General features: G+C 72.5%; 8 protein-coding genes and 1 pseudogene. 4 read left to right on the forward strand and 5 right to left on the reverse strand.

Annotated features, from left to right (window positions below; genetic code table 11):
• The first annotated feature begins 28 nt into the window (after positions 1 to 28).
• Positions 29 to 988 (forward strand): 2,3,4,5-tetrahydropyridine-2,6-dicarboxylate N-succinyltransferase, encoded by a 960-nt coding sequence (gene dapD / locus SM577_RS13460; RefSeq protein WP_302919360.1) that lies wholly within the window; start codon positions 29 to 31, stop codon positions 986 to 988.
• Between the two features lie 51 nt (positions 989 to 1,039).
• Here dapD and SM577_RS13465 read toward each other — a convergent pair whose 3' ends face one another.
• The gene (locus tag SM577_RS13465; RefSeq protein ID WP_302919361.1) at positions 1,040 to 4,384 is read right to left on the reverse strand and encodes a S8 family serine peptidase; all 3,345 of its coding nucleotides are present in this window, start codon (positions 4,382 to 4,384) and stop codon (positions 1,040 to 1,042) included.
• A 139-nt stretch (positions 4,385 to 4,523) separates the two neighbouring features.
• Here SM577_RS13465 and SM577_RS13470 point away from each other — a divergent pair, with 139 nt between their 5' ends.
• A complete protein-coding gene (locus SM577_RS13470) occupies positions 4,524 to 5,081 on the forward strand; it encodes a sugar O-acetyltransferase (RefSeq protein WP_474587000.1) in 558 nt (185 codons plus the stop codon).
• Positions 5,082 to 5,150: 69 nt separating this feature from the next.
• Positions 5,151 to 7,829: a hypothetical protein gene (locus SM577_RS13475; protein WP_474587001.1), complete on the forward strand. Its 2,679-nt coding sequence runs from the start codon at positions 5,151 to 5,153 to the stop codon at positions 7,827 to 7,829.
• Here the strand turns inward: SM577_RS13475 and SM577_RS13480 are convergent.
• The 3 genes and pseudogenes from SM577_RS13480 to SM577_RS13490 all read right to left on the reverse strand — a co-directional run.
• Complete coding sequence (locus SM577_RS13480) at positions 7,806 to 8,453, reverse strand: nucleoside/nucleotide kinase family protein (RefSeq protein ID WP_302919364.1); 648 nt, start codon at positions 8,451 to 8,453, stop codon at positions 7,806 to 7,808. The two genes, SM577_RS13475 and SM577_RS13480, sit on opposite strands and share 24 nt — an antisense overlap.
• Entirely contained in the window at positions 8,453 to 9,091 is a 639-nt protein-coding gene (locus SM577_RS13485) for an SIMPL domain-containing protein (protein WP_474587072.1), read from the reverse strand. The genes SM577_RS13480 and SM577_RS13485 overlap by 1 nt, the downstream gene beginning before the upstream one ends.
• Before the next feature lie 273 nt (positions 9,092 to 9,364).
• Positions 9,365 to 10,171 (reverse strand): annotated as a pseudogene (locus SM577_RS13490) (prephenate dehydrogenase); the annotation flags it as partial.
• 442 nt (positions 10,172 to 10,613) lie between these two features.
• Between SM577_RS13490 and SM577_RS13495 the strand changes: the two are divergent.
• The gene (locus SM577_RS13495; protein WP_474587002.1) at positions 10,614 to 11,603 is read left to right on the forward strand and encodes a helix-turn-helix transcriptional regulator; all 990 of its coding nucleotides are present in this window, start codon (positions 10,614 to 10,616) and stop codon (positions 11,601 to 11,603) included.
• A 68-nt stretch (positions 11,604 to 11,671) separates the two neighbouring features.
• Here the strand turns inward: SM577_RS13495 and SM577_RS13500 are convergent, their stop codons facing one another.
• Positions 11,672 to 12,937 carry an ATP-grasp domain-containing protein gene (locus SM577_RS13500; RefSeq protein ID WP_474587003.1) on the reverse strand — a complete coding sequence of 422 codons (1,266 nt, stop codon included), beginning with the start codon at positions 12,935 to 12,937 and terminating at the stop codon, positions 11,672 to 11,674.
• Between the last annotated feature and the right edge of the window lie 153 nt (positions 12,938 to 13,090).

The raw sequence follows: 13,090 nt of genomic DNA on the forward strand, positions 1-13,090 counted from the left end.
CCCGCAGCCGCGAACGAAAGGTGAATCAGTGACGTCCGCAGTTTCCGCCTGGGGCATCGGCCTGGCCACCGTCACCGCCGACGACCAGGTGCTCGACACCTGGTACCCGACCGGCAAGCTGGGTCTCGGCGAGTTGCCGCTGGTGCCCGGCGAGGACGAGGCCGACGTGCTCGACCTGCCGCCCGGCGCGCTCGGCGAGCGGGCACTGCCCGGTCTGCGTACGGTCGAGGTGACCACCGTGATCGGCTCGCTGGACGACCCGATCAAGGACGCCGCCGACGCGTACCTCCGGCTGCACCTGCTCTCCCACCGCCTGGTCCGGCCCAACGAGGTCAACCTGGACGGCATCTTCGGCAAGCTGGCCAACGTGGCCTGGACCTCGGCCGGGCCGTGCCCGCCGGAGCGGGTGGACGAGCTGCGGGTGATCGAGCGGGCCGCCGGCCGCCACCTGGTCGTCCACGGGGTGGACAAGTTCCCCCGGATGACCGACTACGTGGTCCCCTCCGGCGTGCGGATCGCCGACGCCGACCGGGTCCGGCTCGGCGCCCACCTGGCCTCCGGCACCACCGTGATGCACGAGGGCTTCGTGAACTTCAACGCCGGCACGCTCGGCACCTCCATGGTCGAGGGGCGGATCGTGCAGGGCGTGCTGGTCGGTGACGGCTCGGACATCGGCGGCGGCGCCTCGATCATGGGCACGCTCTCCGGCGGCGGCACCGAGAAGGTGCGCATCGGCGAGCGGAGCCTGATCGGCGCCAACGCCGGCGTCGGCATCTCGCTCGGCGACGACTGCGTGGTCGAGGCCGGCTGCTACATCACCGCCGCCTCCAAGATCACCCTGCCGGACGGCCGGGTGGTCAAGGCCCGCGAACTCTCCGGCGTGGACGGCCTGCTCTTCTGGCGCAACTCGGTCACCGGCGCGCTGGAGGCCCGGCCGCGTACCGGCCGGGGCATCGAGCTGAACGCGGCGCTGCACGCCAACGACTGACGGCCGCACCTCCGGGTCCGCGGTGCGCCGCGGACCCGGAGGCGGTACGCCTCAGCGCAGCCGGTACGCCTGGATGATCCGGGTGGTCACCGTGTTGCCGGCGGTGTCCCGGGCGGTGGCCCGCAGCGACACGTGACCGGCACCGGCCGGGTGCCGCACGCCGGCCGTCCAGCCGTCACCGGCCGGCCGGACCCGGGCCCGCTGCCAGGTCGCCCCACCGTCGTAGGAGACCTCGACGGTCAGCGCGGCGACCCGTCCACCCGGCGCGCCGGGCTGCCGCCGCACCTGGACCGGGATCACGAACTGCCGGCCGGCCGGGGCGGCGTTGCCGGCGTCCAGCCGCGGCGCGAACCGGATCGCCATCGCCGGCAGCCGGGCGAAGTCGTCGCCGGCCACGTGCCGGGATCGGAACGTCCAGGCGGTGGCCACCTCGGTGCTGAGGTCGGTGAAGCCGCGCCGGGACAGCGTCTCCAGCCGGTAGGCGGCGGCGCCCGGCGGCACCTCGAACTCGCCGTAGCCCGGTTCGGCGTTCTCCCCGACCAGCACCCCGTCGCGGTAGAGCGCGGTCCGGGCGGCGTCGGCGACCGACCCGCCGGCGTGCCCCTCGGCGTCGCTGTGCAGCGGCACGTCCAGCACGATCACGTCACCCTGCCGGGTGACCCCCTGCCCGGGCCAGCGCGGCGCCGGGAAGGACGGGCCGTACGGCGCGCTGTTCCAGCTCTCCCGCAGGTGCCGGCCGGCCCGGTGGGCCCGCGGCTCGGACGCCAGCGCGGCCCGGGGTTCGAGCCAGCCGTCGTCGGTCCGCACCCCGAACAGCAGCTCCGACGACCAGCGCACGCCTCGGGTGTTGTAGTGCTCGACCCGCTGCCCCGGCACCGCCGTCGGCAGCACCACCGCCCAGCCGCCGACGTCCGGCTCCAGGTGCGGGTAGACCATCCGTTCCGCGTCCAGCCCCGGGTAGCCGCCGCGGAACCGCTGGGTGACGGTGGCCAGGTCGCGGGCCCGGTAGTGCCGGTCGAAGCCGGTCGGCATCCGGCCGGGGAACCCCTCGCTGAGCGCGTAGAGGTACGGGCTGCTGGCCGCCTCGCGGTCGGCCCACTGGCTGCTCACCGTGCCGACGAAGCGCTCGGCCGAGCCGGCCGGGCCGACCTGTCCGCTGGCCATCCCGGCGAAGTCGAAGCCCAGCAGGCCGAAGCTGTAGGAGCTGCCGTCGGTGGCGGTCCAGTTCGCCCCGACGTCGACCAGCGCCGGGGTGGCGTCCCGGCGCGGCACGGTGGTGCGCACCGGCTTCGCCCGTCGCAGGTCGACGGTGATCGTGGTGTCCCGGTCGAGCACCAGCTCGGGCCGGGCCAGCAGGGCCGACTCGGTCACCTGGTCGCCGTCCACCACGAACAGGTAGCTGGACAGGCCGTACCGCCCCTTGGGCACCCGCAGCTCGGCGGTGCCGTCCGGGTCGTACAGGTCATGGGTGACGAAGCCGTCCAGCCCGGCCAGGGTGGTGCTGTGCTGGCCGGTGGGCGCGCCGTCGCGACCCAGGTGCCGGACGGTGAGGGTGTAGCTCTCCACCTCCCGGTTCACGGCCAGCGGGGTGATCGCGACGGTGTCGCCGGCGCGGGCGACGATCCGGCCGGTGTAGTGGCCGTCCGGGCCGTCGGGCCGGGTGTCGGCGGTGACCGTGGCGGTGGCCGTGCCGCCGGCCGGCACGGTGACCCGGTTCGCGCTCAGGGTGAACATGCCGGCCGGCGCGGGCGCGCCCGCCGGACCGGTGGCCTCGACGGTGAGGTCCAGGGTGAGCTCGCCCGGGCCGGCGTTCCGCCAGGTCACCTCCCGGCTGATCGGGGTGTCATCGGCGTGCGGCCAGAGCGCCCGGCCGAACGAGACGCTCGCCGGCTCGCTGGTCACCCGCTGGTCGATCGCCCGCGCCACGTCGACCCGGCCGGCGCCCTGCTCGTAGGCGGTCTGCTCCGGGTGCGGCTTCGCCGCGGCCATCAGGGTCGCCTTGAGCTGACCGGCGGTCCAGTCGCCGTGCCGCTGGGCGAGCAGCGCCGCCGCGCCCGCGACGTGCGGGGCGGCCATCGAGGTGCCGGAGAGCGAGACGTACCCCTCCCCCGCCGGGTCACCGATCACCCCGTCCGCGGCACGGGCCGCGACGATCGCCACGCCCGGCGCGGTGAGGTCCGGCTTGAGGGCGTCGTCACCGACCCGGGGGCCACGGCTGGAGAAGGGGGCGAGTGCGTCGTCCCGGTCGACCGCGCCGACGGCGAGGGCGGCGTCGGCGGTGCCCGGCGAGCCCACCGGGGCGAACCCGCCGTCGTTGCCGGCGGAGACCACGAAGAGCGCGCCGGTCTGCGCGGTCAGCGCCTGCACCGCCGCCTCCAGCGGGTCGACCTCTGGGGTGTCACCGCCGGTGAGGCTCATGTTGATCACGTCGGCCCGCTGCTCGACGGCGGCCCACTGCATGCCGGCCAGGATCGCCGAGTCGGTGCACCAGTCCGTCTCGCAGACCTTGCCGGAGAGCAGCGTCGCGTCCGGCGCCACGCCCCGGTAGCGTCCGCCGGAGGCGGCGCCGCCGCCGGCGATGATCGAGGCGACGTGGGTGCCGTGCCCGATCACGTCGCCCGGCTCCGCCTCCTCGGTGAAGTTGCGCGCCTCGGCCACCCGGCCGGCCAGGTCCGGGTGCCCGGCGTCGACGCCGGTGTCCAGCACGGCGACCCGTACGCCCCGGCCGGTGAAGCCGGCCTGATGGGCGGCCGGGGCGCCGATCTGCGGGACGCTGTGCTCCAGCGTGATCCGCCGCCGGCCGTCCAGCCAGACCCGGTCGACACCCCCCGCCGTGTCGACCCGGGCGCCGGCGCCGGTGAGCGCCGCCCAGAGTTCCCCGGTGCGCTGCTTGGCCGCCCGGGCCGCGACCCCGCCGATGGCGGGCAGGTCGCGGGTGACCGTCACGCCGGCGGGCGCGGCGGCCCGTCGGGCGGTCCCCGTGGCACCGGCGATCAGCACCGGCAGGTCGCCGCGCCGGGCGTCGTCGTAGCCGGCCGCGACCAGTTCGGTGACGTCGAAGAGCCGCCGGTCGACCCGGCCGGCCCGGATCAGCGGCAGGGCGTCGTGCGGCACGACGGATAGGTGCCCCCGCTCCCGACCGGTGAGGAAGCGGACGCCGTCACGCCCCGGGCCCGGCCGTACGCTGGCGGAGCCGGTCGCGGTGACGGTGACCCGGTCGCCGGTGAGCAGGGTGACGGTGGCGGACCGCCCGGCGGTCGGCGCACCCGGCCGGGCGGCGGCGTCCGGACCGGCCGTGGTGGGAGCGGTCGGGGTCTGCGCCACGGCCAGGCCCGGGGTGCCCAGCACCAGACCGAGCGCGAGGCCGAGGCCGGCCAGTTTTCTGATTCGGTGCAACGGATCCTCCTCGTGAAGCGTTCAGCCACTGAGAGATACATTGACAACCGTCAGAATTACATACCGGGTATGCATAGTGAAGTCGGAAAGATGACGGACTTGCCAACACGTCGACCGGGCGGGCGGGCATGATCGGCGGGTGACGTCCATGAGGGAACGCATGCTCGCCGGCGAGCCGTACATCGCCGACGACCCGGCCATCGCCGCCGACCTCGACCGGGCCGCCCGCCTGATGGAGCGCTTCAACACCAGCCCCGCCGCCGACCCGAAACTCCGCCTCGCCGCGCTGCGCGAACTGCTCGGCGAGGTGGGCGAGGGGGCCTGGGTCCGGCCACCGTTCTACTGCGACTACGGCTGGCAGATCCGGCTCGGGCCGCGCACCTTCGTCAACTACCACGCGGTCTTCCTCGACGTCGCGCCGATCACGGTGGGCGCCGACGTCCAGGTCGGACCGAACGTGCAACTGCTCACCCCGACCCACCCGGTGGAGCCGGAGCCCCGGCGGGCGAAGTGGGAGTCGGCCAAGCCGATCACCATCGGCGACAACGTCTGGCTCGGCGGCGGCGCGATCGTGCTCGCCGGGGTCACCGTCGGGGAGAACACGGTGGTCGGCGCCGGCGCGGTGGTGACCCGCGACCTGCCGCCCAACGTCGTCGCGGTCGGTAACCCAGCCCGCCCGGTACGCCAGCTCGACTGACGCGATCAAGGTCTCTACCTGCACAAACAGCCCCTCGGTGGATGGCGGACCGCCCCGGAACCAGGCACTGTGGGTGGTGACGTCGTCACCCGGGAGGCGGGGATGGTCGGTCGCGTCCTCGAACTGCGCGTGCACGGGGTGTCCAACACCCCGCCGCACCAGACCCTCGGCCTGCGCGGCGAGGCGGGCGCCGAACCGCCCCGGCCGTGGCTGGTCGCCGGTGGCCCGGTCACCGGTTTCTACCGCTCCTCGGCCACCGGCCCGGACGACCCGGTGGTCGTCGAGGCGTACAGCTGGGGGCAGTTGACCTCGGGCGCGCGGACCGCGCGCGACGTCGAGCGGGCCCTGTGGACGCTGCTGCTCCCGTTCACCCTGGCCAACGTCGCGCTGCACGCCCGGCCGGAGATCCCGGCCGACCCGGACACCGAGCGCTGGCGCAGCCGCGCCGGCCTCACCGCCTGGCTGATCCGGCTCTTCTGCCTCAGCATGACCGGCACCCTGATGCTCACCCTGTCCGGCGTGGGCGTCGACCTGATCGGCTGGCAGTGCGTCGACCGGGAGTGCCTGGCCCGGGTCCCCGGCCCGTGGGAGTTCCTCGCCCACGGCTGGTGGCGCGAGGGCGCCCGGTCGCTCGCCGTCGGCCTGCTCGTACCGCTCGGCCTGCTCACCGTGCTGGGCCTGGTGGCCTGGCGGACCTACCAGTACGAGGCGGAGATGCCGGCCGCCCCGACCGCCCCGGTGACCGGCCGGACGCCCGCCGAGGCGCCGGCGGACGGACCGGCCGACGGAGCGCCCGCCGTGCCGCAGCCGGAGACGGCGGCGCCCCCGCCGGAGCCGCCCCCGACCCGGCCGGTGAACCCGTTGCAGGACCCCACCTTCTGGTCCGGCGAGGGCCAGCTGCGCCGGGCCGGCCTGCTGCACCTGTGCACCGGCGCCGCCGTCGCGGCCGCCGTGCCGCTCGGCGCGGTGCTCGCCCTGGACCCGCCGCGCGGGCCGCGCGCCGCGCTCGGCTGGGCGACGGTCGCCTGCCTCGCCGCGGTGCTGCTCGCCACCGTGGTGGTGCTCGGCCGGCCGTGGCTGACCCGGCGCGCGGGACACACCCCGCTGGGCCGGCTGAGCGGCGGCCTGATCGCGCTCACCGGGCTCGGGCTGGCCGGCACCGTACTGCTCCTGCTGCTGCCGGACGGCCCCGCCGGCACCCCGCTGGCCGCGCTGCGCCCACCGGCCGGCTGCGCCCGGGACGCCGCCGGACCCGGCTGCGGCGCCGACCGCTCGCTGCCCGGCTTCGACTGGATCATCACCTGGCTGGGCACCGGCCAACTGCTGCTGCTGATCGCCATCGGCGCGGTGTCCCGGTCCGGCCGGCGGGCGCTGGCGGTGCCGCTCGCCGCCGGCCTGCTGCTCGCCCTCGGCACCGGCTGGATCTCCGGATGGCTGCCCGGCCTGCCGGCCGCCCCGCGGCGGCTGGAGATCTGGCTGGTCGCCCTGGTGGCGATCGGGCTGGCCGGCACCGGCCTGCTGCTGCCCCGGACCCGGTCCGCCGCGGACACCCAGCCGCTGGCGGCGCACACCGACCTGGCCTGGGGCGGTCGCGCACCGGCGGTGATCGCCGGCTTCGGCTGGGTGCTCTGCGTCTCCTACAGCGGCGGGCTGCTCTACTGGGTCACCGACCGGCTCGACACCGCCCCGTCCGGTGCCCCGCCCACCGTGGTGCCGCCGGTGCCGGTGATGTGGGCCGGGCTGGCCTTCGCCGTCGCGCTGCTGGCCCTGGCCGGCACGGTGGCCGTGGCCGGCCTGCTCTTCCACCGGCTGCGCCGCCAGGAGTACGCCGCGCTGGCGCCGACCGGGCACGCGCTCTCCGACCACGACCTGCGCCGCGGCCGGGACGTCAGCGCCTTCCGGGCGCTGCACCGCCTCGTCGGCGAGCACGGCCTGCGGCTGGTCGGTGGGTACGCCGTCGCCGCCACGGTGCTGGTCACGCTCGGCTGCGCCGCCGTGCTCACCCGGTCCCCGCCGCACCCGGTGACCGCGACCGGCGGCGCGGCGGTGGTCCGGGCGGTGGCCGACGCGGGCGACGCCCTGCTCGGCTGGCTGCCGGCGCTGGTCGCCACCATCGGCCTGCTGGTCTATCGCAACGACACGGTGCGCCGTACGGTCGGCGTGATCTGGGACGTGGGCACCTTCTGGCCCCGCGCCGCGCACCCGCTGGCCCCGCCGAGCTACGCCGAGCGGGCCGTGCCGGAACTGCAGACCCGCACCGCCGGGCTGCTGGCGCTGACCCCGCACGATCCCCGCCGGATGGACGGGATCATCCTCTCCGGACACAGCCAGGGCACCGTGCTCTGCGCGGCGGTGATCCTCCAGTTGCCGGCCCGGTGGCGACGGCGGATCTGGTTCTTCTCCTACGGCTGCCAGCTCACCCGGCTCTACGGGCGGGTCTTCCCGGCGTACTTCGGGCCGGAGCGGTTGCCGGCGCTGGCCGAGGCGCTGCGCCGGCCGGGCGGGGGCACCGGCTGGACGAACTTCTGGCGGGACACCGACCCGCTCGGCTGGCCGGTCACCGCCGGGGAACGCGACGTGGCCGTCCGCGACCCGGAGGCGCTGCACCCGAGTGCCGGCGAGGTGGCCGACCCGCCGATCCGCAACCACAGCGGCTACCCGGAGTCGTCCGAGTTCCACCGGGAACGGTCCCGGGTGGCCTGGCTGCTGCGGCGGGCGGTGCCGTCACCCCGGCGGGGGTTCGGCTAGCCGGACCACCAGGTCGGCCCGGTCGGCGGTGCCGACCACCAGGCTGGCGTTGGCCTCGTCGCTGCCCATCGCCCAGGCCCGGGCCTGCTCCGGCGACCGCCCGTACGCCACGTGCCGGGCGGTCAGCCGGCGCAGCCGCAGCTCGGCGTCCAGGTCGAGGAACCACGCCTCGTGCAGCAGCGCCCGCACCTCCTCCCAGGGGAAGTCGGGCAGCAGCAGGTAGTTGCCCTCGGTGACCACCAGCCGCACCTCCGGCGGCACCTCGATCGCACCGGCGATCGGCTCCTCCAGGTCGCGGCGGAACGCCGGCGCCCACACCGAGGTCGGCTCCAGCCGGCGCAACCGGCGCAGCAGCGAGACGTAGCCGTTCGCGTCGAAGGTGTCCACCGCGCCCTTGCGGTCGGCCCGGCCCAGCCGGTGCAGCTCGGACTGGGCGAGGTGGAAGCCGTCCATCGGCACCAGCCGGGCGGCCGGGCCGACCGCCGCGACGATCCGCTCGGCCAGCGTCGACTTGCCCGCGCCGGGCGCGCCGGCGATGCCGAGCAGCTGCCGCGGACCGGCCTCGGCGAGGGCTCGCGCCCGCGCCACCAGCTCGTCGACGGGGAGCACCCGGGCCGCCGGCATCAGCCCAGTACCGGCTCGCTGATCGCGAACCGTGCCTGCACGGTCGCCTGGACGGGCTGCGGCTGCGGGTCGAGTTCCAGCTCCGGCGGGCCGCCCGCGGCCTCCTGGTACGCGGCCCGGGCGAACATCGGCCGCTCGGTCGCGCCGGCGTCGGCCAGCTCGATCAGGGCGGTCACCCGGGCGCCGAGCGCCTCGGCGTACTCGCGGGCGCGCAGCAGCGCGTCGGCGATCGCGGCGTGCCGGGCCTCCCGGTGCACCGGGCTGTCCGGGCGCAGCGACCACCAGGGCCCCGCCACCTCGACCTGGTCCTGGTCGGCCAGGCGGAGCATAAGATCGCCCAGCGCGGTGAAGTCGCTGAGCGTCACGGTGGTGGTCACGCTGCCGTGCCAGGCCACCACCCGCTCGGTGGCGCGCCGGGTCTCCGGCCGCACCCGCAGCTCGCCGGTCTCCCGGCGCTCGATGGTCGGGCCGTACCCGTCGAGCAGCACCCGGATCGCGGCGGCCCGCTCGGCCAGCCGGGCCAGGGTGGCCTCGCGGTCGCGGTCGCGGGCCCGCGCGGTCACCGCGAACCGGGCGATCTCCGGCGGCACCTCCCGGTACGCCTCGCCACGTACCGCCACCACCGGCCCGTCCACCATGCCCTCATTCTCTGGCCGGGCCACACTGGCCGGGATCGAGCCGTTCAGGTCGACCAACGATGTGGCCGGATCGGGGCAGTGTACCGTGTAGGTCACCTCGTCGCGGCCCGTCGTGCAGCGGGTCAGGTAACCACCCCGGGCACCCAGGTCCAGCAGGAAGCGCAGTTCCTCATCACCCGGTTCGGAGAGCAGGAATCGTTTGGTGAAGGTCGTCAACGGCCGGCTTACCAAGGCTTCGCGCAGACCCTGGCTTTGGTTAAAGTAGTTTGCGGCGGCTACTGTGTCGCCGTTTCGCAAGGCCCTTGTTATGTCGCCGAGGAAAGTGCCAACGGATTCCATTTGCCGCAGCACGAAATAGCGGTTGTACATCAGCATGGCAGCGGTCCGACCGCTCGGCCCGCTTGCCACTCGGGTGCCATCCCTGAAGCTTCCGGCCGCAAGGCCGATTACCGCATCGCGGATCGATGATCGGGCCGCCGCACCGGCCAAGGACTGGGCCAGTAAATGCGGAATGTGCGACGCCAGCGCGACCACGGAGTCATGCATCGCCGGGGACATCGGTACGATCCTCGCGTTGAACACATCGAGGATCAGTGTGGCCAGAGCACGGAACCGACCGAGCCCTCCGTCGGGCGTGGGGCACAGCACCCAAGCTGCGCCGTTGAGCAGGCTGGGCATCGCAGCCGGCAAACCGGCCCGTTCGCTGCCAGCCATCGGGTGCCCCGGTACGAACCGTTCTCCCAGCCCGTTCTCTTTCGCGAACGATGCCAAGGGCGACTTCACGCTACCGACGTCCGTAATGATGCAGTCGGGCGTCGCGACTTTCATCACCTCCACCAGCGTGTCAGGCAAGCTGGGAAGGGGCGCACAGAGGAAAACCACGTCGCGACCCCGGACCGCATCCGTCAGGCTCTCCGCGAAAACCAACTCCCGCTGGCTGGCGTAGTCACGGGTCCCGCTGTCCGGGTCCCACCCACAGACGTCCACCCCGGCTCGTTGCAGGGCCAGAAGGATGGAACCACCGATCAGCCCCATGCCGATCACTGCCGCCCGGGCACGGCTCCCGCCCTCACCCAACATCAATTACCTCGATGTTCAATCGATGTATCGCGCCCCCGAACGTCGCTCGCCGCCGACACTACCGCCTCTCAGGCCTTCTCTTCGGTCAGACTGGACAGGTACCAGAGTGCGGACACCTGTCTGCCGGCACCGGCGGTCCGGGCAGAGCTCGCATCGAAACGAGTCGCCCCCCACCCGTCACCCACCTCCCTGTCGCCGCGGTGGGAACGTCATTCGTGACCGCGCAGGGCTGGGGGCCTGGAACGGACCACCCCCGTTCGAATAACCAGCACCCAGCCACGCAGCGGGCACGAAAGGGACCGTCTGCCTGCGGATCGCTCCGGGGACTACCGCCTGGACCGATTTCCTCGCTGTCCGCGGGACCCCTCAACGGATTGATCGAAGCTATGCTCTCCAGTCCGCATCCATCGCACGTCGACTGCTGATGAACGGAGGAGGAAAGGTGCTGGAGACCTTGGGGCTGGGCACTACGGCGGAAGTGGTCTACCGGGCCATGCTGGCGTATCCACTCGAAGGTGTCCCGCAGCTAGCTGTCAGGTTGGCCATGTCCGAAGATGCGGTGCGAGACAGCTTGGATCAGCTGAGCGAACTCTCCATCGTTCACCCATCCCAACACGAGGAGAGCGGCTTTCGAGTTCTCGGGCCGGAGATGGCCATGGAGATGCTGCTGGCCCGTCAGAACGCGAACCTTGCGGCGCAACGGTTGCGCATCGAGGCTTCCCGGGCCGCCGCAGCCCAACTCATCGCCGAATACTCCGGCGTCCGACCGCACGTCCCAGGCGACGAAAGACTGATGGGACCAGAGGCGATCCGGTCGCGACTCAGCCAACTCGCCAGCAAGGTCGAGTCCGAGGTCATGACCTTCGCGCCCGGTGGCGCCCATCCAGCAGCCGACCTGGAAGCCAGCCGGAGACCGAATGAAGAACTCTTGAACCGAGGCGTGCGGATACGGACCATCTATCTGGCCAGCGTACGCAATCACAAACCCACCCTGAATCACGTCACATGGCTCCAGGAGCGTGGCGCAGCCGTCCGCACCGCCGTCTCTCTACCCGTACGCATGATCATCTTCGATGGCCGAAAGGCGGTACTCCCCGTCCACATAGCAGATGCCCGGATGGGCGCTATGATCCTGACCGGCGAGGGCACGGTGGCCGCCTTATGCGCTCTCTTCGAGACCACCTGGTCCACGGCGACTTCGCTGGGCTCCGCACCGTCACCCAAGCCCGAAGGTCTGCCACTACAGCAGATGGAGATGTTGCGTCTTCTAGCGGCCGGCCTGACGGACGAGGCGATCGCCAAGAGGTTCGGGATCTCGGCCCGCACGGCCCGGCGGATGGCGGCTGAACTGATGGCGACCCTGGGAGCCCGGAGCCGCTTTCAAGCGGGCGTCCGCGCCGTGCAGAGAGGTTGGCTCCCCGCCGACCAGTGAACATACGATCTTCCGGGGCGACCGGGAGAGGAGGCACGGTTGGCTCTGCTCCATCCCGGTCGCGCCGGTCAAAGACTTGGTGTCATGCGTCGAAGCGCATCAGGCAACCGCGCCTCGCCGCGGTCCGTGTCGACCTCTAGGACGTAGGCGTCGGACAGTCGCTGCACCTGGGCTCTGATTTGCTGTTCGCTCTCTGCGCAGAAGTAAACCCTACCGGTCGCGACCGAGGAGTCGAGGCGTTCCGTTATGAGATCACCCTCGCCGAGCAACATGTCCACCTTAATCATCGAGGGGAACGAGAGGAGTTCCTCGGGCGAGGTCAAGCGGGTAATCCGGCCGGGTCGCACCGGAAGGTCGCAGTTGGCCACGATGTCGGTGCGCCGCCGCGGCTGCGGCCGCAGGACAGGCTTCCGACCTATGGCGAGCTCGGCGAACTCCTTCCAGATGTCCACGCCGAATTGAAGTCGCAACGCCTCGGCGATGCCGGCCCCACCCGGCCGGCAGGCGATCTCACCTACCAGAAATCCGGTCGCTGTCTTGAAGATTTCCAGGTGGGTCACGCCCGATCGCATGCCCAGAGCCCGCACCACGTCGTCGTGGATGCGTAGCAGGTGGTCCCGGTCCGGCTCAGTGGGAGGCAGGAAATAGGATCCGGTGAACTGGTCCTGGCTGCCCAACATCGGCACGAAATACTTGGAGGCCGCGACGAAGTTGACCTGGCCGTCATGGACGACGCCATCGCAGTGGTATTCAGCAAGAATGTCAACGAACTCCTCCACGATGAGCGCGTCGGTGAAATTCTTGAGCATTTCCGCAGCGCTGGAATGGCGGAAGCTGTCGAACTCGGCCGGGTCCGAAAAAATAAAGACGTCCAGAGCGCCACCGCCGAAGACCGGCTTGACGACCACCGGCCATCCGATCTCCTCGGCCTTCTGCGGCACTTCCCGCAGGTCGTGCGCCACGTCGTAACGCGCCGTCGGAATCTGCGCCGTCGTGAACCGGGACTTCATGACGTACTTGTTGGTGAAAGCGATCGCAGTCGCGAACGAGTCGCCGGGAATCCCGAACCTGTCCCGCAGGTATCCGGCGACAGGAACACTAAGTTCGTAGGGAGCAAGAATCCGGTCGATTCGGCGGTGCCGGAGGATGCTCATGGTGGCGAGCCGGACCTGCTCAAGGTCGCGAACGTCGGACACCACCCGCACGTCGGTCCCCGGTGGATAGGCGTACCGATAACCAGGTTCGGTGATAACCGAGAGGCTGTTGACGTAAGGCACATCGAGCAGACTTGACGAATGCAATTTACGCGCCGGGGTTATGAGCAGGACGTGCACTTGCTACGCTCCTTTCGGTGAGCGGAAAACGCTGTGATTGCAGGAGACGGGGCTGTGCGGGCGGGCTGCCCGACCCGTCGCCGTTGGAAGTGGCAGAGGACCCGACCAGAGGGGCTACTCCACTCGGGCCTGTGGCGGGATCCGCAACCGCGG

This window comes from Micromonospora desertarenae, from assembly GCF_056150265.1.